The sequence below is a fragment of the Pseudomonas sp. Marseille-Q5299 genome, from assembly GCF_943737035.1.
Classification (GTDB): domain Bacteria; phylum Pseudomonadota; class Gammaproteobacteria; order Pseudomonadales; family Pseudomonadaceae; genus Aquipseudomonas; species Aquipseudomonas putida_E.
Genome location: NZ_CALSFR010000002.1, coordinates 404,484 through 425,844, shown reverse-complemented (window position 1 = coordinate 425,844; position 21,361 = coordinate 404,484). Strand labels below are relative to the sequence as shown.

Annotated in this window: 22 protein-coding genes; 11 read left to right on the top strand and 11 right to left on the bottom strand. The window is 63.6% G+C overall.

What is annotated here, in order from left to right:
• The first annotated feature begins 233 nt into the window (after nucleotides 1–233).
• Both ttcA and NGJ21_RS06400 read left to right on the top strand, forming a co-directional pair.
• Nucleotides 234–1,058 (top strand): tRNA 2-thiocytidine(32) synthetase TtcA, encoded by an 825-nt coding sequence (ttcA, locus tag NGJ21_RS06405; protein ID WP_119688396.1) that lies wholly within the window; start codon nucleotides 234–236, stop codon nucleotides 1,056–1,058.
• 4 nt (nucleotides 1,059–1,062) lie between these two features.
• A complete protein-coding gene (locus NGJ21_RS06400) occupies nucleotides 1,063–1,734 on the top strand; it encodes a DNA-3-methyladenine glycosylase I (RefSeq protein ID WP_125924970.1) in 672 nt (223 codons plus the stop codon).
• 32 nt (nucleotides 1,735–1,766) lie between these two features.
• Here NGJ21_RS06400 and NGJ21_RS06395 read toward each other — a convergent pair whose 3' ends face one another.
• Genes NGJ21_RS06395 through arsC form a run of 3 tightly spaced genes read right to left on the bottom strand, consistent with a single transcriptional unit; the run spans nucleotide 1,767 to nucleotide 3,128 of the window.
• Nucleotides 1,767–2,180, bottom strand: coding sequence for a DUF2069 domain-containing protein (locus tag NGJ21_RS06395; protein ID WP_046787461.1), 414 nt, complete (start codon nucleotides 2,178–2,180; stop codon nucleotides 1,767–1,769).
• Nucleotides 2,173–2,778 (bottom strand): NAD(P)H:quinone oxidoreductase, encoded by a 606-nt coding sequence (wrbA, locus tag NGJ21_RS06390; RefSeq protein ID WP_115272987.1) that lies wholly within the window; start codon nucleotides 2,776–2,778, stop codon nucleotides 2,173–2,175. Before wrbA ends, NGJ21_RS06395 begins: the two co-directional genes overlap by 8 nt.
• The gene (gene arsC, locus NGJ21_RS06385; protein WP_251961957.1) at nucleotides 2,775–3,128 is read right to left on the bottom strand and encodes an arsenate reductase (glutaredoxin); all 354 of its coding nucleotides are present in this window, start codon (nucleotides 3,126–3,128) and stop codon (nucleotides 2,775–2,777) included. Before arsC ends, wrbA begins: the two co-directional genes overlap by 4 nt.
• A gap of 85 nt (nucleotides 3,129–3,213) precedes the next feature.
• Between arsC and NGJ21_RS06380 the strand changes: the two genes are divergently transcribed.
• Nucleotides 3,214–3,678, top strand: coding sequence for a TlpA disulfide reductase family protein (locus tag NGJ21_RS06380; RefSeq protein WP_046787458.1), 465 nt, complete (start codon nucleotides 3,214–3,216; stop codon nucleotides 3,676–3,678).
• Between the two features lie 76 nt (nucleotides 3,679–3,754).
• Here the strand turns inward: NGJ21_RS06380 and NGJ21_RS06375 are convergent, their stop codons facing one another.
• The 4 genes from NGJ21_RS06375 to NGJ21_RS06360 all read right to left on the bottom strand — a co-directional run bounded on the left by NGJ21_RS06375 (nucleotide 3,755) and on the right by NGJ21_RS06360 (nucleotide 8,528).
• Nucleotides 3,755–4,159, bottom strand: a complete 405-nt coding sequence (locus NGJ21_RS06375; protein WP_046787457.1) for an META domain-containing protein — start codon at nucleotides 4,157–4,159, stop codon at nucleotides 3,755–3,757.
• Nucleotides 4,156–4,593: a hypothetical protein gene (locus NGJ21_RS06370; protein WP_039602107.1), complete on the bottom strand. Its 438-nt coding sequence runs from the start codon at nucleotides 4,591–4,593 to the stop codon at nucleotides 4,156–4,158. The genes NGJ21_RS06375 and NGJ21_RS06370 overlap by 4 nt, the downstream gene beginning before the upstream one ends.
• Before the next feature lie 31 nt (nucleotides 4,594–4,624).
• Nucleotides 4,625–5,614 carry a 2-hydroxyacid dehydrogenase gene (locus tag NGJ21_RS06365; RefSeq protein ID WP_046787456.1) on the bottom strand — a complete coding sequence of 330 codons (990 nt, stop codon included), beginning with the start codon at nucleotides 5,612–5,614 and terminating at the stop codon, nucleotides 4,625–4,627.
• 154 nt (nucleotides 5,615–5,768) lie between these two features.
• A complete protein-coding gene (locus NGJ21_RS06360; protein ID WP_115272983.1) occupies nucleotides 5,769–8,528 on the bottom strand; it encodes a response regulator in 2,760 nt (919 codons plus the stop codon).
• A gap of 194 nt (nucleotides 8,529–8,722) precedes the next feature.
• On the opposite strand from NGJ21_RS06360, the gene NGJ21_RS06355 reads away from it, so the two are divergent.
• The 7 genes from NGJ21_RS06355 to NGJ21_RS06325 all read left to right on the top strand — a co-directional run bounded on the left by NGJ21_RS06355 (nucleotide 8,723) and on the right by NGJ21_RS06325 (nucleotide 17,008).
• The gene (locus NGJ21_RS06355) at nucleotides 8,723–9,439 is read left to right on the top strand and encodes a response regulator transcription factor (protein WP_115275445.1); all 717 of its coding nucleotides are present in this window, start codon (nucleotides 8,723–8,725) and stop codon (nucleotides 9,437–9,439) included.
• A gap of 3 nt (nucleotides 9,440–9,442) precedes the next feature.
• Nucleotides 9,443–10,834 carry a sensor histidine kinase gene (locus NGJ21_RS06350; protein WP_204919970.1) on the top strand — a complete coding sequence of 464 codons (1,392 nt, stop codon included), beginning with the start codon at nucleotides 9,443–9,445 and terminating at the stop codon, nucleotides 10,832–10,834.
• A gap of 117 nt (nucleotides 10,835–10,951) precedes the next feature.
• Nucleotides 10,952–11,851 carry a cysteine synthase CysM gene (cysM, locus tag NGJ21_RS06345; RefSeq protein WP_115272981.1) on the top strand — a complete coding sequence of 300 codons (900 nt, stop codon included), beginning with the start codon at nucleotides 10,952–10,954 and terminating at the stop codon, nucleotides 11,849–11,851.
• Entirely contained in the window at nucleotides 11,852–13,210 is a 1,359-nt protein-coding gene (rlmD, locus tag NGJ21_RS06340) for a 23S rRNA (uracil(1939)-C(5))-methyltransferase RlmD (RefSeq protein WP_046787453.1), read from the top strand.
• Between the two features lie 95 nt (nucleotides 13,211–13,305).
• Nucleotides 13,306–15,546 (top strand): GTP diphosphokinase, encoded by a 2,241-nt coding sequence (relA, locus tag NGJ21_RS06335; RefSeq protein WP_046787452.1) that lies wholly within the window; start codon nucleotides 13,306–13,308, stop codon nucleotides 15,544–15,546.
• Between the two features lie 62 nt (nucleotides 15,547–15,608).
• Nucleotides 15,609–16,442, top strand: a complete 834-nt coding sequence (gene mazG / locus NGJ21_RS06330) for a nucleoside triphosphate pyrophosphohydrolase (protein ID WP_012313133.1) — start codon at nucleotides 15,609–15,611, stop codon at nucleotides 16,440–16,442.
• 26 nt (nucleotides 16,443–16,468) lie between these two features.
• Complete coding sequence (locus NGJ21_RS06325) at nucleotides 16,469–17,008, top strand: DUF2058 domain-containing protein (protein ID WP_012313134.1); 540 nt, start codon at nucleotides 16,469–16,471, stop codon at nucleotides 17,006–17,008.
• A gap of 173 nt (nucleotides 17,009–17,181) precedes the next feature.
• Here NGJ21_RS06325 and NGJ21_RS06320 read toward each other — a convergent pair whose 3' ends face one another.
• The 4 genes from NGJ21_RS06320 to purM form a co-directional block, all read right to left on the bottom strand.
• On the bottom strand, nucleotides 17,182–17,364 hold the full coding sequence (locus NGJ21_RS06320; RefSeq protein WP_119688400.1) for a hypothetical protein: 183 nt from the start codon (nucleotides 17,362–17,364) through the stop codon (nucleotides 17,182–17,184).
• A gap of 165 nt (nucleotides 17,365–17,529) precedes the next feature.
• Nucleotides 17,530–18,240, bottom strand: a complete 711-nt coding sequence (locus NGJ21_RS06315) for a DUF3108 domain-containing protein (protein ID WP_012313136.1) — start codon at nucleotides 18,238–18,240, stop codon at nucleotides 17,530–17,532.
• A gap of 8 nt (nucleotides 18,241–18,248) precedes the next feature.
• Nucleotides 18,249–18,902: a phosphoribosylglycinamide formyltransferase gene (gene purN / locus NGJ21_RS06310; protein ID WP_046787450.1), complete on the bottom strand. Its 654-nt coding sequence runs from the start codon at nucleotides 18,900–18,902 to the stop codon at nucleotides 18,249–18,251.
• Nucleotides 18,902–19,960: a phosphoribosylformylglycinamidine cyclo-ligase gene (gene purM, locus NGJ21_RS06305; RefSeq protein WP_012313138.1), complete on the bottom strand. Its 1,059-nt coding sequence runs from the start codon at nucleotides 19,958–19,960 to the stop codon at nucleotides 18,902–18,904. Before purM ends, purN begins: the two co-directional genes overlap by 1 nt.
• Nucleotides 19,961–20,279: 319 nt before the next feature.
• Here purM and NGJ21_RS06300 point away from each other — a divergent pair, with 319 nt between their 5' ends.
• The gene (locus tag NGJ21_RS06300; RefSeq protein ID WP_251961956.1) at nucleotides 20,280–21,353 is read left to right on the top strand and encodes a DUF2066 domain-containing protein; all 1,074 of its coding nucleotides are present in this window, start codon (nucleotides 20,280–20,282) and stop codon (nucleotides 21,351–21,353) included.
• Nucleotides 21,354–21,361: the final 8 nt, after the last annotated feature.

Here is a 21,361-nt window from a genome sequence, read left to right as displayed (position 1 = left end):
GCCCCCCAGATGGAGCGCAAGCGGCCCGAGGCCAGGGCACCGATGCAAGCGGTAATGTGGCCTTATGTCGCAGTATAGGAAGCCGTTACCTGCACAAACTGTGCTTTTTAGAGCAAATTGCGCTGTAAGGCGGGCTGCTGATTCCCTTGAAGTCTTTATCGGAATCCCTACAGGTGCGCGTGGTTTGTGCGTAAAATAGTCGGCTTTTGTCACACCTCGCGGATCCAAGCGCTATGGGCACCCTCTCGGTCAACCAGAACAAACTGCAAAAACGCCTGCGTCGTCTCGCCGGCGAAGCCATCACCGACTACAACATGATCGAGGATGGCGACAAGGTCATGGTCTGCCTGTCCGGCGGCAAGGACAGCTACACCATGCTCGACGTTCTGTTGCACCTGCAGAAGGTGGCACCGATCAAGTTCCAGATCGTCGCGGTGAACATGGACCAGAAGCAGCCGGGCTTCCCCGAGCATGTGCTGCCGGCCTACCTGAAAGAGCTGGGCGTCGAGTACCACATCGTCGAGAAGGACACCTACTCGGTGGTCAAGGAGCTGGTGCCCGAGGGCAAGACCACCTGCTCGCTGTGCTCGCGCCTGCGCCGTGGCACCCTGTACACCTTCGCTGACGAAATCGGCGCGACCAAGATGGCCCTTGGGCACCATCGCGACGATATCGTCGAGACCTTCTTCCTCAACATGTTCTTCAACGGCTCGCTCAAGGGCATGCCGCCCAAGCTGCGCGCCGACGACGGCCGTAACGTGGTGATCCGCCCGCTGGCGTACTGCAACGAGAAGGACATCCAGGCCTACTCGGACATGAAGGAATTCCCGATCATCCCGTGCAACTTGTGCGGTTCGCAGGAGAACCTGCAGCGCCAGGTGGTCAAGGACATGCTGGTGGAGTGGGAGCGCAAGCACCCAGGCCGTACCGAGAGCATCTTCCGCGCCCTGCAGAACGTTGCCCCGTCGCAGTTGGCCGACCGCAACCTGTTCGACTTCACCAGCCTCAAGATCGACGAAAGCGCCACCCCGCGTTTTCTCGATGTACTGAACATCTGAGCCCATGCGCGATTACCAGTGGTTGCATGAGTACTGCCTGAACCGCTTCGGCTCGGCCCAGGCCCTGGAGGCCTTCCTGCCGCAGCCGCGCACGCCGGCGCAGCTGCGCGACATCCGCAACGACCGCTACCTGTCGACCCTGGCCTTGCGCGTGTTCCGCGCCGGGCTCAAGCACAGCCTGGTAGATGCCAAATGGCCGGCGTTCGAGCAGGTGTTCTTCGGCTTCGACCCGGAAAAGGTCGTACTGATGGGCGCAGAGCACCTGGAGCGGTTGATGCAGGACGAGCGCATCATCCGCCACCTGGGCAAGCTCAAGAGCGTGCCGCGCAATGCGCAGATGATCCTGGATGTGGCGAAGGAGAAGGGCAGCTTTGGTGCGTTCATCGCCGATTGGCCGGTGACCGATATCGTCGGGTTGTGGAAATACCTGGCCAAGCATGGCAACCAGCTGGGCGGGCTATCTGCACCACGTTTTTTGCGCATGGTTGGCAAGGACACGTTCATCCCCACCGATGACATGGCCGCTGCACTGATTGCCCAGAAGGTGATCGACAAGCAGCCGACCAGCCAGCGCGACCTGGCGCTGGTACAGCAGGCGTTCAACCAGTGGCATGCCGAGAGCGGGCGGCCGCTGTGCCAGTTGTCGGTGATGCTGGCGCATACCGTCAACCATTGAAAAGCCCGGGGCTGCGATAGCAGCCCCCGGAATCAAAGCCCTTCGCCCGCCATGCGCCGTTCATGCTGGAATTTCCAGCGCACGAACAGCAGCCCGCTGACGAACAGCCCAAGGCTCAGCAGCACCTCAACCCAGCCGAACACTGCCCGCGCCGGGTCGAACGCTGCCAGCACCCCTTTGATGAAATAGATATTCACCACAAAGCAGGTCCAGGCATGCGCCCGGGCGCTGCCCAGCAACATGCCTGGCAGCAGCAAAAGCAGTGGCACAAGCTCGATCGCCAGGATCACTTCGACCCGCGCCCCGTGCAGGTTGGCGAACCACAGGTTGTTCACCACCAGCAATGCGATCAGGCCAAAAAAGAACGCCAGGCTCAGGGCGCGTGTGAGGCGCAGGCGCGGTGCCAGCCACTCCAGTTGTGGCAACACCTTCGGCTTTTTAGCCACGCGAGGCCTCCAGGGCCTTGGCCGTGGTTGCCAGGCGTTGGCCCAGGGCGCGGCACAGGGTGATCTCGTGTTGATCCAGCTCGCGCTTGCCGTCTGCGCCGGCATGGTGGCTGGCGCCGTAAGGCGTGCCGCCGCCGCAGGTTTCGAGCAGCGCCGATTCGCTGTAGGGCAGGCCCATCACCAGCATGCCGTGGTGCATCAGCGGCAGCATCATCGACAGCAGGGTGGTTTCCTGGCCACCGTGCAGGCTGGCGGTGGAGGTGAACACGCCAGCCGGCTTGCCGACCAGTTCACCACCCAGCCACAAACTGCTGGTGCCATCGAGGAAGTACTTGAGCGGTGCGGCCATGTTGCCGAAGCGGGTCGGGCTGCCCAGCACCAGGCCTGCGCAGTGGCGCAAGTCGTCCAGGGTGGCGTACAGCGCGCCGCTGGCCGGAATGTCCGGCGCCACGGCTTCGCACTCGGTGGAAATCGCCGGCACCGTGCGCAGGCGCGCTTCCATGCCGGCCAGCTCGATGCCGCGGGCGATATGCCGGGCCATTTCGCTGGTCGAGCCATGGCGGCTGTAATACAGCACCAGGATATAGGGCGCGCTCACGGCAGGATCTCCAGCACTTTCTCAGGTGGCCGGCCAATCACCGCCTTGTCACCGGCAACCAGGATCGGGCGCTCGATGAGCTTAGGGTGCTGCGCCATGGCGTCGATCAGTTGCGCATCGCTCAAGGCCGGGTTGGCCAGCGCGAGTGCCTTGTACTCGTCTTCACCGGTGCGCAGCAGTTGGCGCGGGCCGATGCCCAGCTTGCCGAGCAGAGCCTTGAGGGTGGCAGCGTCGGGCGGGGTTTCGAGGTAGCGCACGATGGTCGGTGCCAGGCCGCGCTGTTCGAGCAGTTCCAGTGCGCCGCGGGATTTCGAGCAGCGCGGGTTATGATAGAGCGTCAAGTCAGTCATGTCGGGTCGCATCCAGCTGGGTGTGGCGGCTATTCTAACCGCAGGAACTGACCCATTCGCTTGAAACTTCGAGAAGGATTGACCCATGGCAAGGCGTTTGGCAGCAGCATTGGCCATTACCGCAGGCCTTTTGCTAGGTGGCTGCGGTGCCGACTACGGCGTGGACCAGCACGGCAACACGGTGAAGGCCGAGCAGATCGACGGGCACTGGCTGGTGCTCAACTATTGGGCTGAATGGTGCGGCCCTTGCCGTACCGAGGTGCCTGAACTGAACACTGCGGCCAAGCAGTGGGCGGCCGATGGCATCAAGGTGGTGGGGGTGAACTTCGATGGCCTGCAGGGGCAGGAGCTGAAGCAGGCGGCCGATACCTTGGGCATCGGCTTTACCGTGCTGGCGCAAGATCCGGCCGAGCGCTATGACCTGCCACGCAGCGAAGCGTTGCCGGTGACCTACATCATCGATGACAAGGGCAAGGTGCGCGAGCAGCTGCTGGGTGAGCAGACCCTGGAAGGGCTGCAAGCCAAGATCAAGGCGCTCAAGGGGGCTTGAAGGCTGCAAGCTGCAAGCCACAAGAAAAAGCTGGCCGTGCACCGTTCCGCCTTTTCTTGCAGCTTGCGGCTTGAAGCTAGCCCTCCTCAGGCCAGAACCGCAGCGGCTTGCCCTCGGCCGGCCAGAAGCGCATCTGCTCGATGGGCGATACATCCCAGCGCTGCACCGTCTCCAGCGCCTGCAGGAAGCGCTTTTCCTGCTCCATCAACGCCGGCGCGCACAGCTTGCGGGTTTTGCCGACCTTGCCGAAGCTCAGGTGCTCACCGTCCAGCGTGTACGGTGCAAACCAATGGTTGCAGCCCGCATTGCCATAGGCCCGGCCATCGCTGGCCAGCGTCAGTGTCAGGTGGCTGTAGTCGATCAGCGGCCGCTCGCCGATCCACTCCAGCACATAGCTGCGTTCCAGTTGCAGCTTCGAGGGTTCGGCAGCGCAACCGAGCAGGCCGGTGGCAATCAGGGCGCCGGTCAGCAGATTCTTCACTCGGCGCTCTCCTGGCAACGCGGGCACACGTGCTTGTCGCCACGGCTGGCCCAGCCCAGCTCGGCGATGCGCGCAGTAGCAGCCGGCTGGCGGGCTTTCTTGCCAAGCTTTGCGTCCACGGCGAACTCGAAGTCCAGCACGGCATCGCAGCTGTCGCATTCAGCCTGCCAGTTAAGGATTTCCAGCTCGTTGAACAGCGGGCCGCTGGCCACGGCCACCCACTGGCCACGCGGGTTGATCAGGTGGCGCACGCTCTCGACGGTCAGGCGCATGGACAAATCCTTGCTGCCCTTGAGGGTGACCAGCAGGGTGTCGCCCTTGTGCATCGAGCCACCGTTGCCGGTCACCTGGTAGCGGCCCGGTACCAGGGCGCGGCACTCGATCAAGGTGTGTTGCGGGTTGAAAAGGGTGTAGCGGAAATCGTGCTCGACCATGGGTCCTCCAGAAATGCCGCGTATCCTAGCATCAACCTGTGACCAGATTCTGCGCATTACCCGCCGCCCAGCGGTTGATGTTGTCCAGCGTGGTCGCGGCAATGGCGTCCAGCGCTTCGCGGGTCAGGAACGCCTGGTGCGCAGTGACGATCACGTTGGGGAACGTCAGCAGCCGCGCCAGCACATCATCCTGCAACGGCAGGTCGGAACGGTCCTCGAAGAACAGTTGGGCTTCTTCTTCATAAACGTCCAGGCCCAGGTACCCGAGCTGGCCGCTTTTCAAGGCGTCGATCAGTGCCGGAGTGTCGACCAGCGCACCACGACCGGTGTTGATCAGCATGGCGCCGGGCTGCAACTGGGCCAGGCTTTGCGGGTTGATCAAGTGCCGGGTGTGCTCGGTGAGCGGGCAATGCAGGCTGATGATCCGCGCCTCACGCAGCAGTTCGGGCAGCTCCACATAACGCGCACCCAGCGCCAGCAGCTCAGGGTTGGGGTAGGGGTCGTAAGCCAGCAACTGGCAACCGAAGCCAGCCATGATCCGGGCGAAGGCGGCGCCGATCTGGCCGGTACCGACCACGCCGACGGTCTTGCCGTGCAGGTCGAAGCCGGTCAGGCCATGCAGGGTGAAGTCACCTTCGCGGGTACGGTTGTAGGCCCGGTGCAGGCGCCGGTTGAGCGCCAGGATCAGCGCCACGGCATGTTCGGCCACGGCATGCGGTGAATACGCGGGCACGCGCACCACTGCCAGGCCCAGGGCTTGGGCGGCGGCCAGGTCCACATGGTTGTAGCCGGCCGAACGCAGGGCGATCAGGCGCGTCCCGCCAGCGGCCAGGCGTTGCAGTACCTGCGCGTCGAGCTCATCGTTGATGAACGCGCAGACCACCTCGAAACCTTGAGCCAGGGCTGCGGTGTCGAGGGTCAGGCGGGCGGGCTGGAAATGCAGCTCCAGAGCGCTATCGCAAGTGGCCCGCGTGAAGCTTTCCTGGTCATAGTGCTGGCTGCTGAACAACAGGGCGCGCATGGTCGGGCTTCCTTTATCGTGGTTGGGGGATTGTAGCCACCCGGGCGTGCAGGGAAGTTGATCTGCACCGGCCTCATCGAGGCTTGCCGGCTCCCAATTCGCAGCGCTGCTGAACCCTGTGGGAGCCGGCTTGCCGGCGATGAGGCCCTGAAGGTCAGGCGTTCTGGCGTGCCTGCTCCGCCAGCCGGACAATTGCGCCATCCAGCTCGTCGAGCGCCTGCTGGGCTTGCGGATGCTCCTGTTTAAGCAAGGTCTCGCTGCGCTGGCAGGCTGCACGCAACTGCGGCACGCCGCAATAGCGCGAGGCACCGTTGAGCCGATGCACCTGCTCGATCAGTGCGCCGTGATCGTCGCCCTCCCGTGCAGCACGAATGGCTTCACGGTCCGATGCCAGCGATGCCAGCAGCATGGTCAGCATGTCTGCCGCCAGATCCGGCTTGCCTGCCGCCAGGCGCAAGCCTTCCTCAGGGTCGAGCACCGGTAGATCCTGGCCCTCGGCCTGCTGTTCGTCCAGGCGCTCCAGTGGCCCGACACCCAGGCTCAGGCCGGTCCATTTCATCACCACCTGGGCCAGCTGGCGCTCGCTGATCGGTTTGGTCAGGTAGTCGTCCATGCCGCTGTGCAGCAGTGCACGTTTCTCGTTGGCCATGGCGTGAGCGGTAAGGGCGACGATCGGCAGCGGGCTGCCGCTCTGGGTGTTTTCCCACAAGCGGATCTGCTCGGTGCAGGCACGGCCATCCATGCCTGGCATCTGCACGTCCATCAGCACCAGGTCGAAGTGTTCGCTCTGCACCGCCTGCACCGCAGCATGGCCGTTGTCGAGCGCCAGCACATCGGCGCCGAGATCTTCCAGCAGGGTCTGTACCAGCAGCAGGTTGGCCGCATTGTCGTCGACGCAGAGGATTTTCGGCTGGCGCTGGCCGCGCGTTGGCGGGGCCGGTTCGCCCCGCGTGCGGCGCGGTTGCAGCAGCTCCAGCAGCAGGCGGCGCAGCTTGCGCGTGCAGGTCGGTTTGGACAGCAGTTGGCCGTGGCCGTTAGGCAGGTGAGGGTGGTACAGCGCTTGCTCGGTAGTCGGGCAAAGTACCACGCAATGGCAGTGGTAGCGCTCCAGTTGCTGGTGGTACTGGCCCAGCTGTTCGGGCGTGAGATTGCCCAGGTTGGCACCCAGCACCGCGAAATCGAAGGGCATCCCAGCCTGCAAGCCAGCCTGTACACCCTGCAGCAATTGCTCATAGGACGCGAACAGGCTGACGCTCAGGCCGCAATCCTGCAACTGGTGCTCCAGGGCCTGGCGTGCCAGGTCATGCCCGTCGACGATCGCCGCGCGCCGCCCCAGCAGCGGCTGCGACGACTGCGCCTCGCTGTCGTCGTGGGCCTTGGGCAGGCTCAGGCTGATCCAGAACTGCGAACCCTCGCCCGGTGTGCTGTCGACCCCGATCTCGCCGCCCATCTGCTCGATCAGGCGCTTGGAGATCACCAGCCCCAGGCCGGTGCCGCCCGGCTGGCGGGCCAGCGAATTGTCGGCCTGGCTGAACGCCTGGAACAACGTGCGCACATCCTGAGGCGACAGGCCAATACCGGTGTCCTGCACGCTGATGCGCAGCTGCGCGCTGTCTTGCTGCTCGTCCTCGAGCATCGCCCGCACGACGATGGTGCCCTCGCGGGTGAACTTGATGGCATTGCTCACCAGGTTGGTGAGGATCTGCTTAAGCCGCAGCGGGTCGCCAACCAGCGATGACGGGGTGTCGCGGTAGATCAGGCTGAGCAGTTCCAGCTGCTTGGCGTGGGCGGCGGGCGCCAGGATGGTGAGGGTGTCCTGGACCAGGTCGCGCAGGTTGAACGGAATGCTGTCGAGCACCAGCTTGCCGGCCTCGATCTTGGAAAAGTCGAGGATCTCGTTGATGATCCCCAACAGGTTGTCGGCCGATTTTTCGATGGTGCCCAGGTAGTCCAGCTGGCGCGGGGTCAGCTCGCTTTTCTGCAGCAGGTGGGTGAAGCCGAGGATACCGTTGAGCGGGGTGCGGATCTCGTGGCTCATGTTGGCCAGGAATTCAGACTTGATGCGGCTCGCCTCCAGGGCCTCCTTGCGCGCCATGTCCAGCTCGATGTTCTGGATCTCGATGGTTTCCAGGTTCTGGCGGACATCCTCGGTGGCCTGATCGATACTGTGCTGCAGCTCTTCATGGGCACTGTGCAGGGTTTCTGCCATGCGGTTGATGCCCCGGGCCAGTTCGTCCAGCTCGTGGCTGCCCATGGCCGGCAGACGTTCTTCGAGGTGGCCGTCCTTGAGCTGGTTGACTGCATGCTTGATGCGCGCGATCGGGTCATTGATGGTGCGGCTCATGCGCATCGCCAACAGGCCGCTGAGCACCAGGCAAGCGAGTATCAGCAGCATGCTGGTGAACAGGTTGCGGTAGCCGCGCAGCAACATGCCGTCGTGCGACAGCTCGATCTCGACCCAACCCAGCAGGCGCTCGGCTTCGGCCGGGACGGCCTCGGTGGCCAGGTCGCGGTGGTGGCCGAACACCGGCATCAGGTAGCGTGTGGCATCGTTGCCGCTGCGCTCCAACAGTTGAGTGCCCGTGCCGCCGCTGGGTGGCCGGTTGATCATGGTGGGGCCGGCGTGGGCCAGGCGGGAGCGGTCCGGGGCGAGGAAGGCCACTGCACGGACGTCGGCTTGCTCAAGGGTTTGCGCGGCAATCCGCTCCAGCTGCGCAGGCGTCTGCCGGGCCATGGCGGGCGCGGCCAGGGGGGCCAGTTGTTCGGCAATCATCTTGCCGCGTTGCAGCAGTTGAGTGCGCAACTGGTCTTGCTGCAGCCACGTGAAATAGCTGCCCAGCACCAGAGCCATCAAGCTGGCAGGCAGCACGGCCAGCAGCAGTACCCGGCTTCTGATTCCCAAACGATCGAGCACACTCGCCTCCTGTGATGTGCCTGGACGCCGTTACCGGGGTAACGGACCAAAGCGGAAAGTTACTCCGCCTGCCTGCCTAATGCACCCTTTATATGGCTGTTTTCACCCAGCCGGCGGGCGTTGATCGCAGGACGGTTGCCTATGGCGTACGCATGCTCAATAATCGCGCAATTGAGAATATGTGGCAGTTGCCAATGAATCCCGTAACTATTAATGCTTCCAGCATCCTCGCCATCGAGGATGATCCGGTGTTGGGTGCCTATCTGCACGAAGAACTGCAGCGAGGCGGCTTTGAGGTGACCTGGTGCCGCAACGGCCTGGAAGGTTTGGAAACCGCTGGTCGCCAAGCCTTCGACGTGGTCCTGATGGATATCCTGCTGCCTGGGCTCAACGGCCTGGATGCCCTGGCCCAGTTGCGTCGACGCAGCGCCACGCCGGTTATCCTGATGTCGGCGTTGGGTGCTGAGGCCGACCGTATCAATGGCTTCCAGCGCGGTGCCGACGACTACCTGCCCAAGCCTTTCAGCATGGTCGAGCTGCAGGTGCGCATCGAGGCCATCCTGCGCCGCGTTGCCCTCGAGCGTCGTCACCAGCCGCCATCGGGTGTTGCCTGTGGCGAGCTGTGGTTCGACGAGACCCTTTGCGATGTCAGCTTCGGCGGCCGCCAGGCAGGCCTTACCCCTAGCGAGTATCGCCTGTTCGAAATCCTCAACCGCAACGTCGACGAGGTGCTGAGCAAGCCTTTTCTCTACCAGCAGGTGCTGCAACGGGGTTATTCGCGGCATGACCGCAGCCTGGACATGCATGTCAGCCAGATCCGCCGCAAGCTCAAGGGCATCGGCTACCAGGACCGGCAGATCCGCACCGTGTGGGGCAAGGGCTACGTGCTCAGTGCCGGCGAAGCGGAGTAGGCCATGCTGGACCGCCACTCGCTGTTCTGGAAGCTGGCCATCCTGCTGGTGGGCTTCTGCCTGCTGATGATCGGCCTGAGTTACACCTGGGGCCGCCATATGGAAACCCAGAATGCCTTTCTCGATGAGCCTGCCCGGCAAGTGCTGCGCAGCTATGCCGGCGAGGCCGAGCAGGCGTGGCGCAGCGGTGGCCGCAGCGGGCTGGACCAATGGGTTGCGGCCATGCACCAGCGTGAACGTGGCTGGATAGGCGTGCTCGACATCAATCTGCAACCGCTCGCCAGCGCCACGCTCGGCCCCGATGTCATGCACCGGCTCACGCGCCTGCGCGGTGTCGACTGGCCCATGAGCCGGCGCAGTACCGACCAGCCCTGGCTGCGCATACCGTTCCCGGGGGCGCCGGAGCATGGCATGCTGGTGATGGAGCTGCCCGAGCGTTTCAACCCTGGCCAGTACCGGGTGCTGTGGCGGGTGTTGACCAACGGTGTCATTCCAGGGTTGTTCACCTTGCTGCTGTGCGTCGGCCTGTACCGCATGCTGATCGTGCCGCTCAACCAGTTGCGCGAGCAGGCCAATGCCTGGCGTGCCGACCAGCTCTCGGCACGGCTGGATTCGCGCACCATCGCCCGGCATGACGAACTGGGCGAGCTGGCCCGTGCCTTCGACCAGATGGCCGAACGGCTGCAGGGCACGGTGGCGATGCAACAGCAGTTGCTGCGTGATCTGTCCCATGAAATGCGCACACCGTTGAGCCGGTTGCGCGTGGCCTGCGACGGTGAAACCGACCTGCAGCGCCTGCGCGAGCGGCTGGGGCGCGAGGTGGATTGCATGCAGCAGTTGGTCGAGGACACCTTGCAGCTTGCCTGGCAGGATGCCGAGCGTGCGCCGATGAACCTTGAGCCGATCCAGGTGCAGGCCCTGTGGGACCTGCTGGCAGAGGATGCCAGTTACGAAAGCGGCTGGTCGCCCGAGCGTTTGCGCTGCGAGCTGCCAGTCGACTGCTGGGTGCAGGGCAATCTGAATTATCTGGCCCAGGCCCTGGAAAACATGCTGCGCAACGCCATCCGCCACTCCCCGGAAAACGGCCTGGTGTACTTGGCCGGGCAGCGTGAAGGTGGCTATTGGCACCTGTGGCTGGAAGATCAAGGCGGTGGAGTGGCTAACGAGGATCTGGAGCGAATCTTTGCCCCCTTCACCCGGCTCGATGGCTCGCGCCCTGGTGACGGCGGTTTCGGCCTGGGCCTGAGCATCGCCCGCAGTGCGATTCAGCGCCAGGGCGGAACCCTGTGGGCAGAGAACAGCAAACGCGGCTTGAAGCTCTGCATGCGCTTGCCGCTACACCTGCCCGCCCCCTCGCGGGAACCCCCGCAGCCACAGGCGCTACCTACAGCTTGAAGCTTGAAGTTTGCCGCTTATAGCTTGTAGCTATACCCACCACAGATTGCGTGATATGGCCGCGAACGGTTTGCCGGTATGATAGGCGCCCCTGCCGTCCGGATTGTGAAATACACCATGACCTTGCAGTACCCAACCATCGCCGATTGCGTCGGCAATACGCCCCTGGTTCGCCTGCAGCGCATCGCTGGAGAAACCAGCAATACCCTCCTGCTCAAGCTCGAAGGTAACAATCCGGCAGGCTCCGTGAAGGACCGCCCGGCCCTGTCGATGATCGCCCGCGCCGAACTGCGCGGCCAGATCAAGCCCGGCGACACCCTGATCGAAGCCACCTCCGGCAATACCGGTATTGCCCTGGCCATGGCGGCAGCGATCAAGGGCTACAAGATGATCCTGATCATGCCCGACAACTCCACCGCAGAGCGCAAGGCAGCGATGACCGCCTACGGTGCCGAGTTGATCCTTGTGACCAAGGAAGAGGGGATGGAAGGCGCCCGCGACCTGGCCGAGAAGCTGCAGGCCGAAGGCCGCGGCCTGGTTCTGGACCAGTTCGCCAACGGCGACAACCCGATTGCCCACTACAACAGCACCGGCCCGGAAATCTGGCAGCAGACCCAGGGCACCATCACCCATTTCGTCAGTTCCATGGGCACCACCGGCACCATCATGGGCTGCTCGCAGTACCTCAAGGAGCAGAACCCGGCGGTGCAGATCGTTGGCCTGCAACCGATGGAAGGCTCGGCCATTCCCGGCATCCGCCGCTGGCCCGAGCAGTACCTGCCGAAGATCTTCGATGCCACCCGCGTTGACCGCGTCATGGACATGTCCCAGCACGAAGCTGAGGACACCATGCGCCGCCTTGCCCGTGAAGAGGGCATTTTCTGCGGCGTGTCTTCCGGTGGTGCGGTCGCAGCCATGCTGCGCCTGTCCTGTGAAGTGGAAAACGCGGTAATGGTCGCGATCATTTGCGACCGTGGCGACCGTTACCTGTCCACCGGCCTGTTCGACCCGAGCTAAATGTCCAGAAAGAAAACCAACAGCGGCCTGCGCTTCCAGCCGGCCGGCGGTAACCGCACGCCCCAGGTCCCCGTGGGCAAAAAGCAGCGCCTGGAGATCGAGCGCCTGGCCGGTGACGGCCGTGGCATCGCTTTTTACGACGGGCGCACCTGGTTCGTCAGCGGCGCCCTGGCCGGTGAAGCGGTCGAGGCACGCGTGCTCAATGCCCGTGGCAAGGTAGTCGAGGCGCGCCTGGAGCGTGTGCTGCAGGCCAGCCCCGAGCGCCGCCAGGCGCCGTGCCGCCATTACGAGCGGTGTGGCGGCTGCAACTTGCAGCACCTGCCGCATGAGGCGCAGCTGGCGCTCAAGCAGCGTACCTTGGCCGAGCAGCTGCAACGGGTTGCCGGTGTGCAACCGCAAGAATGGGCGGCGCCATTGAGCGGGCCGGAATTCGGCTATCGGCGGCGGGCGCGCGTGGCGGTGCGCTGGGATGTCAAAGCGCGTCAGCTGGAGGTAGGGTTCCGTGCCGAGGCCAGCCAGGACATCGTCGCCATCGACGACTGCGCTGTGCTGGTACAGCCTTTGCAGTCGATTCTGCGGCATCTGCCGACCGTGCTGCGTTCGTTGGGCAAGCCCCAGGCCATCGGCCACGTCGAGCTGTTCAGCGGCACGGCCGAAGCGCTGCTGGTACGCCACGTGGCGCCGCTGCCGGCCGATGACCTGGCGCGTCTGCAGGCATTCTGCAGCGAGGCCAAGGCGCAGCTGTGGCTGCAGGGTGAAGGTGAACCGGTGCCGGTGGATGCTGGCGCGAAGCTGGGCTTCACCTTGCAACCTTGGCAGTTGGAGCTGGCCTGGCGCCCGGGTGATTTCGTTCAGGTCAACGCGCAGGTCAATACCGCAATGATCGAGCAGGCTCTGGCCTGGCTCGCTCCGCAGGCCGACGAGCGAGTGCTCGACCTGTTCTGTGGCCTGGGCAATTTCGCCCTGCCGCTGGCCCGCCAGGCGCGGGAAGTGGTGGCGGTCGAAGGTGTGCAGGCCATGGTCGATCGGGCTGCGGCCAATGCCCGAGACAACAATGTGCATAACGCACGGTTTTTTCAGGCCGATTTATCCCAGCCTTTGGCAGGCGCCGGATGGGCCGCCGAGGGCTTTTCTGCGGTACTCTTGGATCCACCGCGCGATGGAGCTTTCGAGGTGGTGCAAGGCATCGCACGCCTCAAGGCCAAGCGGCTGGTTTATGTATCATGCAACCCGGCCACGCTGGCGCGAGACGCCCAGGTGCTGGTCGGCCAAGGGTACCGGTTAAAAAGGGCCGGGATTCTCGACATGTTTCCTCAGACGGCGCATGTCGAGGCCATGGCGTTATTCGAAGCGGGCTAGCAGGCTGGCCCCTTGGTGCGGTTCCCATGGACTGGGAGCCGTACGGTGATAGCCAGCGCTCCGAGTGGTGCGCTGTATGGAAAGGTAAAACAAAGATGGTACAGGTGAGAGTGCACCAGCCGGTCAATACGGACGGCAGTATCAATCTCGAAGCATGGCTGGATCATGTGGTGAGCGTCGATTCGGCACTGGATCGCGCGGCACTCGAAGAGGCCTGCGAGTTCACCCAGGAAATCGAGAAAAAGGGCAACCCGGCCAAGCATTCCTGGGCCGATGGTACCTCCAGTTTCCAGGCCGGCCTGGAAATTGCCGAAATCCTCGCCGACCTCAAGCTCGACCAGGATTCGCTGGTGGCGGCGGTGATCTACCGCTCCGTGCGCGAGGGCAAGGTGACCCTGGCCGAGGTCGGGCAGCGTTTTGGCCCGGTAGTGTCCAAGCTGATCGACGGCGTGCTGCGCATGGCTGCCATCAGTGCCAGCCTCAGCCCGCGCCAGTCACTGGTGCTGGGCTCGCAGGCGCAGGTCGAGAACCTGCGCAAGATGCTGGTGGCGATGGTCGACGATGTGCGCGTGGCGCTGATCAAGCTCGCCGAGCGTACCTGCGCGATCCGTGCGGTGAAGTCCGCCGATGACGAGAAGCGTCTGCGTGTGGCGCGTGAGGTGTTCGACATCTATGCGCCGCTGGCCCATCGTCTGGGCATCGGCCACATCAAGTGGGAGCTGGAAGACCTGTCCTTCCGCTACCTGGAACCCGATCAGTACAAGCAGATCGCCAAGCTTTTGCACGAGCGCCGGCTGGACCGTGAGCGCTTCATCAGTGATGTGATGAACCAGTTGCAAAACGAACTGCTGGCCACCGGGGTCAACGCCGACATCAGTGGGCGGGCGAAACACATCTATTCGATCTGGCGCAAGATGCAGCGCAAAGGCCTGGAGTTCAGCCAGATCTACGACGTACGTGCGGTGCGCGTACTGGTACCGGAAGTGCGCGACTGCTATACCGCGCTGGGTATCGTCCACACCTTGTGGCGGCACATTCCCAAAGAGTTCGACGACTACATCGCCAACCCCAAGGAGAACGGCTACCGCTCGCTTCACACCGCCGTGATCGGCCCCGAGGGCAAGGTACTGGAAGTGCAGATCCGTACCCACGGCATGCACGAAGAGGCCGAACTTGGCGTCTGCGCCCACTGGCGCTACAAGGGCACCGACGTCAAGCCCAGCTCCAACCACTACGAAGAAAAGATCTCCTGGCTGCGTCAGGTGCTCGAATGGCATGAGGAACTGGGCGACATCGGTGGCCTGGCCGAGCAGTTGCGGGTCGATATCGAGCCGGACCGGGTCTATGTATTCACCCCCGACGGCCATGCCATCGACCTGCCCAAGGGCGCCACGCCGCTGGACTTCGCCTACCGCGTGCACACCGAGATCGGCCACAACTGCCGTGGCGCCAAGATCAACGGGCGCATCGTGCCGCTCAACTACAGCCTGCAGACCGGCGAGCAGGTGGAGATCATCACCAGCAAGCACGGCAACCCGAGCCGTGACTGGCTGAACTCCAACCTGGGGTACGTCACCACTTCGCGGGCCCGGGCCAAGATCGTCCACTGGTTCAAGCTGCAGGCCCGCGATCAGAACGTCGCCGCCGGCAAGACGTTGCTCGAGCGCGAGCTCAGCCGCCTGGGCCTGCCGCAGGTAGACTTCGAACGCCTGGCCGAGAAGACCAACGTCAAGACCGCCGAGGACATGTTCGCCTCGCTCGGTGCCGGTGACCTGCGCCTGGCGCATTTGGTCAACGCTGCCCAGCAGTTGCTCGAACCCGAGCGTATCGAGCAGATCGAGCTGGTACCGCGCAAGCCTACCGGCCCGCGCACTGGCAAGCGTGGCGACATTCAGATCCAAGGCGTCGGCAACCTGCTCACGCAGATGGCCGGCTGCTGCCAGCCGCTGCCGGGCGATGCCATCGTCGGCTACATCACCCAGGGCCGCGGCGTGAGCATTCACCGCCAGGACTGTGCCTCGGTGCTGCAGTTGGCAGGGCGTGAGCCGGAGCGCATGATCCAGGTCAGTTGGGGGCCGATACCGGTGCAGACCTACCCGGTCGATATTGTTATCCGTGCCTACGACCGCCCAGGTTTGCTGCGTGACGTGTCGCAGGTGCTGCTCAACGAGAAGATCAACGTGCTGGCGGTCAACACCCGCTCGAACAAGGAAGACAACACCGCGCTGATGTCGCTGACCATCGAGATCCCGGGCCTGGATGCGCTGGGGCGTCTGCTGGGCAGGATTTCGCAGTTGCCGAACATCATCGAGACGCGGCGTAATCGTACCCCTTGAAACTGCGGTGGCTTCTTTGTGGGCTCGCCCGCGACGAAGTCACCGCCGAAGGACCTGCTTACATGACCTATTCCCTCGAAGACCTGCTGCACCTCATGGCCCGGCTGCGCGACCCGCAGTACGGTTGCCCGTGGGACCTCAAGCAGAACTACGCCAGCATCGTGGCGCACACCATCGAAGAGGCCTATGAGGTTGCCGACACCATCGAGCGCGGGGATTTCGAGCACCTGCAGGGCGAACTCGGTGATCTGCTGTTCCAGGTGGTCTACTACAGCCAGCTGGCCCGGGAGGAGGGGCGTTTCGAGTTCGACGGTGTGGTCGATGCCATTACCCGCAAGCTGATCCGCCGTCACCCCCATGTATTTCCCACCGGTGAGTTGTACGCACCGCTGGACACGCCCAGCCTGAGCGAGGCCCAGGTCAAGTCACGCTGGGAAGAAATCAAGGCCCAGGAGCGCGCCGAGAAAAGCGAGCCCGAACAGCTGTCGCTGCTCGATGATGTGCCGGCTGCACTGCCTGCCCTGTCGCGGGCGGCCAAACTGCAAAAACGTGCCGCCACCGTCGGTTTCGACTGGCCAGACGCCTTGCCGGTGCTGGACAAGGTCCGCGAGGAGCTCGACGAAGTGCTGCAGGCCATGGCCGACGGTGATGCCGAGGCCCTCGAGGATGAAGTCGGCGACCTGCTGTTCGCCGCCGTCAACCTGGCCCGCCATCTCAAGCAAGACCCGGAAAACGCACTGCGTCGCGCCAACCGCAAGTTCGAACGGCGTTTTCGCTTTATCGAACAGGCATTGCGCGACAGCGGTCGCCCCATCGAATCGTGTAACCTTGACGAACTGGACGCCCTTTGGGGGGAAGCCAAACGTCAGGAAAAGAACCTGCCCAGCTGCGGCTGAGTGGCTGAATAAGTGAGTGAACATCCATGAGTCTTTCCCTTCGCGATCAATTGCTCAAGGCCGGTCTGGTCAACCAGAAGCAGGTCTCTCAGGCCAACAAGGCCCAAAAGAAACAGAAACGCCTGGAGCACAAGGGCCAGGTCGAAGTCGACGATACCCAGCAGCGCCTGGCCAAGGAAGCCATGGCCGAGAAGGCCAAGCGTGACCAGGAACTGAACCGTCAGCAGCAGGAAAAGGCCGAACAGAAGGCCCGTGCCGCGCAGATCAAGCAGTTGATCGAGGCGACTCGCCTGCCCAAGCTCACCACCGAGGACTACTACAACTTCGTCGACGACAAGAAGGTCAAACGCATTGCGGTGAACGCCCTGATGCGCAGCAAGCTGAGCAATGGCGCGCTGGCGATCGTGTCGTTTGGTGGGGGGTACGAAGTCATCCCTCGCGAGGCAGCGGTGAAGATCCAGGAGCGCGACCCCCATCGCATCCTGCTGCTCAACACCCATGTCGAGGAAGCGGATGAGGACGATCCGTACGCTGCGTACAAGATCCCTGATGACTTGATGTGGTAAGCATGAAAACCCCCGCCTAAGCGGTAACGCCTATTGGGGCTGCTTCGCAGCCCCATCGCCGGCAAGCCAGCTCCACAGGAATTTCGCAGTACTTGAGGCCTGCGCGGTACCTGTAGGAGCTGGCTTGCCGGCGATGGGCCGCAAAGCGGCCCCAAATCAAAAGACTGTGTGGGTCATTGCGTAGCGCGCTGGTTTTCCAGCACTTCAAGCTCTGCCCGGTATTGGTGGGCTTCGTGTTCGTTATGGAACATCCCGACCAATTCACCTTGCTGGTGCACATCCCAGATCCGCACACCTGCGGCCAGGCCTTCGTGGGACATTTTCGATTCGTCGCGTTCGGTTACTTGGACTGTCATCGTTAAACTCCACTGCTCAGTTGGTTGCGACATAATGTCGCGCACTTCTTTTATAGAGTTTGTTAGCTGCCTAAGTAAATAAAATGACCATGAAACAAGTTTCATGTGGCCCAGGCAAAAAGAAGCCCCGCACAGGGCGGGGCTACGGATCTTGCGGGCTGCGGCTTAGTTGCCTTTGACCGACTTGCCGTCGACCGTACCATCCTGCAGCACGATCACATACTCCTTGCCATCGGTCTCGACCTGGCGCAGTTGTACCAGCAGGTAGTCCCAGTCCTTGGCGAACCACAGCTCGGTGATGCGCTTGCTCTGGCTCGGGTCGCGCACGCGCTCGACCTTGACCGCCTCGACCTGGCCAGTCTTGGTGGTGACCTTTTCGGTACCCAGCACGCGGAAATCGTAGGTGTCGATCTCGTCACCATCGACCACCTGGTAGGTCATGCTTTTCTTGCCGGCGGCCACATCATGCTGCAGCGCCAGCTGATAGGAGGACTTGTCCAGCACGCCGCGGTTGAGCGGCAGGCTGACGGCATCGCCCCGATCGCTGCCGGTGACTTTCTTGCCGTTCCAGTCGAAGGTGAGGTCGACTTTCTTGGCTTTGCCCAGGCCGCCACGCTCGAAGTGATACTTCTGCGGCAGCAGGGTGTCGTTGTCCATGCGCAGGGTGCTTTGCTCGGTCAGGCTGGCGATCATCATGGAAGCCTTGAAATTAAGGTCCCAGGTACCGTTGGCATTCTTGACCAGGCTGCGCTCGGCAGTGCCGCTCATGGGGAGTTGCTTCCAGTCGGCGGTGTAGCTGGCCGAGAAGGGTTTCAAGTCGGCTGCCTGGAGGGGCAGGGCGAGCACGGCGAGAGCCAAGAGCAGGGCGCGACGCATAAATTCTCCTAGGGTCGGATCAAATGGCCACTGGCCGGCAGTGGCTGGCCGTCCAGTAATGCACCCTGTTCGCCCAGGCGCAAGCGCCCCTCGGCAAACCAGTGCACTGCCAGCGGGTAGATCTGGTGTTCCTGTTGGTGTACCCGCTGGGCCAGGCTTTCGGCGCTATCGCCTGACACTACCGGTACCACAGCCTGTACGACCAGAGGGCCGCCATCGAGTTCCTCGGTGACGAAGTGTACGCTGCAGCCGTGCTCGGCGTCGCCTGCCTCCAGGGCCCGTCGGTGAGTATGCAGGCCCTTGTATTTGGGCAGCAGCGACGGGTGGATGTTGAGCAGGCGGCCCTGGTAGTGGCGCACGAAGCCGCCACTGAGGATACGCATGAAGCCGGCCAGCACCACCAGGTCGGGCGCGAAGCCGTCGATGCGCGCCATCAGTGCCGCATCGAAGGCTTCACGGCCGTCGAAGCCGGTGTGGTCCAGTACGGCGGTGGCGATACCCGCCGCCGCCGCGCGTTGCAGGCCGTAGGCGTCGGCGCGGTTGGAAATCACCGCAGCGATGCGTACCGGGCTGTGTTCACCACGGCTGCTGTCGATCAAGGCTTGCAGGTTGCTGCCCGAACCCGACAGCAGTACCACAACATTACAGGGCTTGCTCGGCATCAGTGTGCCTTGAGGTTCTGCAGCTCGACCTGGGCAGCGCCTTCAGCGGCTTGTTCGATGCGGCCGATGACCCAAGGCTGCTCGCCTTCTGCGCGCAGAACATTCAGTGCTGCTTCGACCTGGTCCTGCGCCACGCAGATGACCATGCCCACGCCGCAGTTCAGTACGCGGTGCATCTCGTGCTCATCGACGTTGCCTTTTTCCTGCAGGAAGTCGAATACCGCAGGGCGCTGCCAGCTGGCCACGTCAACCACGGCCTGGGCGTTTTTCGGCAGAACGCGCGGGATGTTGTCCAGCAGGCCGCCACCGGTGATGTGGGCCATGGCCTTGACGGCGCCGGTCTGCTTGATCAGTTGCAGCAGTGGCTTGACGTAGATGCGGGTCGGCGCCATCAGCAGGTCGGTCAGCGGCTTGCCGTCGAGCTGGGTGTTCTCGATGTCGGTTGCCGACACTTCGAGGATCTTGCGGATCAGCGAGTAGCCGTTGGAGTGCGGGCCCGAAGACGGCAGGGCGATCAGCGCGTCGCCGGTAGCGACCTTGGAGCCGTCGATGATCTCGGCCTTTTCCACCACGCCGACGCAGAAACCGGCCAGGTCGTAGTCTTCGCCTTCGTACATGCCCGGCATTTCGGCAGTTTCGCCGCCAACCAGGGAGCAGCCGGCCAGTTCACAGCCGGCGCCGATGCCGGTGACCACGGTCGCAGCGACGTCGACGTTGAGCTTGCCGGTGGCGTAATAGTCGAGGAAGAACAGCGGCTCGGCGCCGCAGACCACCAGGTCGTTGACGCACATGGCGACCAGGTCCTGGCCGATGCTGTCGTGCTTGTTCAGGTTCAGCGCCAGGCGCAGCTTGGTGCCGACGCCGTCGGTGCCGGAGACCAGCACCGGCTGCTTGTAGCCGGCCGGGATCTCGCAGAGGGCGCCGAAGCCACCCAGGCCACCCATGACTTCAGGGCGTGCGGTGCGTTTTGCCACGCCCTTGATGCGTTCGACCAGTGCTTCGCCGGCGTCGATGTCTACACCGGCGTCCTTGTAGCTCAGGGAGGGTTGCTTGCTCATTGATCCAGGCCTTTAAGAGGGAGGGATTCGTAAAAACGACCGTGACGGCCAAGGCCGGCTGGGGAGCGGCGGCTGCCTGAAACGTCAGAGGTCTGTGAAGGCGCGCGATTTTATCAGGGTTGCCGTGCAGCGGCCATCCTCAGGCCGACGGGCAGGGCAGTAAATTGCTGAAAAAGGCTCGCGGGTGGTTGATGCAGTTCCTTCTGTATAAGCTGCAAGCAGTGAGCCCCAAGCCGCAAGCGAAAGCGTTGGGGTTCTGACTGCTTTTTCTTACAGCTTGAAGCTTGCAGCTTGAAGCTCGACTGGACAGGAATCCTCAATGCGTCTTCTCAATTATCTGTCTGCTGGCTGCCTTGCCTTGGTCAGTATTGCCGCCCAGGCCGAAAACGTTGCCGGGCTCTATCAGGTGCGCGAACCGCTCGAAGGGCAGGGCGCTGAAGCCCGCGCCGCAGCCACCACCAAGGCGCTCGATACATTGGTGCTGCGCCTGACCGGCGACCCCAAGGCGCCGCAAAACCCGGCGCTGGCCGAACTGCGCAAGGACCCGCAACAGGTCATCAACCAGGTCGGTACCGAGGCCGGCCCGCCTGAGTCGGTGATGGTCGAGTTCGACCCGGGCAGCACCGAACGGGCCTTGCGCAAGGCCGGGCTGGCGCTGTGGGGCAGCAACCGGCCGTCGATCCTCGGCTGGTGGCTCAACGACAGTGTCGAGGGCAGCAGCCTGGTTGGCGATGGCCAGGCCAGCGCCCAGTCCCTGCGCCGTGCCGCCCAGCACCGCGGCCTGCCATTGCGCCTGCCGCTGGCCGACCTGCAGGAACAACTGGTGGCCAACGCCAAGCAGCTCGAAGGCAGCGATCCGGCGCCACTGCGCGAAGCTTCCGAGCGTTATGGCGCCGACGCCCTGTTGGCAGTGCACGCGCTTGAAACCGATGGCAAGTGGCAGGGCAAATGGCAGTTGTGGCTGGGCGACAAGCGCGAGCAAGGTAGCGCCGAAGGCGCTGACCAGGCCGCATTGGCCGATGCCGTGATGCTCGCCGTCAGCAACCGCCTGGCGCCACGTTACGTGACCCGGCCAGGTGCCAGCAGCCAGTTGCAAGTGCAGGTGCAAGGCGCGAACCTGCAGCGTTACGCTGAGCTGAACCGCGTTCTCGAACCTTACGGCCCGCGCCTGCAAATGGCCGACGGCAAGACGTTGACCTACGGCGTCACTGCCAACGCTGAGCAGTTGCGCGCGCAGCTGGGCCTGGCCAAGTTGCAGGAAGTCCCGGCTGAGCAGGCGCCTCCCGTCCCGTCCCCGGCAACGCCTGCACCCGCAACCGAGGCTGCGGCAGGGCAACCTGCAACGGCTGCCGTAGCCCCCAAACCGTTCGACGGCCTGCGTTTTCGCTGGTAAGGAAGAGC

Coding starts and splice junctions, on each gene's coding strand:
- cysM (WP_115272981.1), top strand. CDS start 10,952: ATGACCTTGCAGTACCCAACCATCGCCGATTGCGTCGGCAATACGCCC.
- arsC (WP_251961957.1), bottom strand. CDS start 3,128: ATGACTGACTTGACGCTCTATCATAACCCGCGCTGCTCGAAATCCCGC.
- NGJ21_RS06315 (WP_012313136.1), bottom strand. CDS start 18,240: ATGCGTCGCGCCCTGCTCTTGGCTCTCGCCGTGCTCGCCCTGCCCCTC.
- NGJ21_RS06325 (WP_012313134.1), top strand. CDS start 16,469: ATGAGTCTTTCCCTTCGCGATCAATTGCTCAAGGCCGGTCTGGTCAAC.
- NGJ21_RS06300 (WP_251961956.1), top strand. CDS start 20,280: ATGCGTCTTCTCAATTATCTGTCTGCTGGCTGCCTTGCCTTGGTCAGT.
- rlmD (WP_046787453.1), top strand. CDS start 11,852: ATGTCCAGAAAGAAAACCAACAGCGGCCTGCGCTTCCAGCCGGCCGGC.
- NGJ21_RS06355 (WP_115275445.1), top strand. CDS start 8,723: ATGAATCCCGTAACTATTAATGCTTCCAGCATCCTCGCCATCGAGGAT.
- NGJ21_RS06365 (WP_046787456.1), bottom strand. CDS start 5,614: ATGCGCGCCCTGTTGTTCAGCAGCCAGCACTATGACCAGGAAAGCTTC.
- NGJ21_RS06400 (WP_125924970.1), top strand. CDS start 1,063: ATGCGCGATTACCAGTGGTTGCATGAGTACTGCCTGAACCGCTTCGGC.
- NGJ21_RS06380 (WP_046787458.1), top strand. CDS start 3,214: ATGGCAAGGCGTTTGGCAGCAGCATTGGCCATTACCGCAGGCCTTTTG.
- NGJ21_RS06320 (WP_119688400.1), bottom strand. CDS start 17,364: ATGACAGTCCAAGTAACCGAACGCGACGAATCGAAAATGTCCCACGAA.
- ttcA (WP_119688396.1), top strand. CDS start 234: ATGGGCACCCTCTCGGTCAACCAGAACAAACTGCAAAAACGCCTGCGT.
- NGJ21_RS06350 (WP_204919970.1), top strand. CDS start 9,443: ATGCTGGACCGCCACTCGCTGTTCTGGAAGCTGGCCATCCTGCTGGTG.
- purM (WP_012313138.1), bottom strand. CDS start 19,960: ATGAGCAAGCAACCCTCCCTGAGCTACAAGGACGCCGGTGTAGACATC.
- NGJ21_RS06370 (WP_039602107.1), bottom strand. CDS start 4,593: ATGGTCGAGCACGATTTCCGCTACACCCTTTTCAACCCGCAACACACC.
- mazG (WP_012313133.1), top strand. CDS start 15,609: ATGACCTATTCCCTCGAAGACCTGCTGCACCTCATGGCCCGGCTGCGC.
- purN (WP_046787450.1), bottom strand. CDS start 18,902: ATGCCGAGCAAGCCCTGTAATGTTGTGGTACTGCTGTCGGGTTCGGGC.
- relA (WP_046787452.1), top strand. CDS start 13,306: ATGGTACAGGTGAGAGTGCACCAGCCGGTCAATACGGACGGCAGTATC.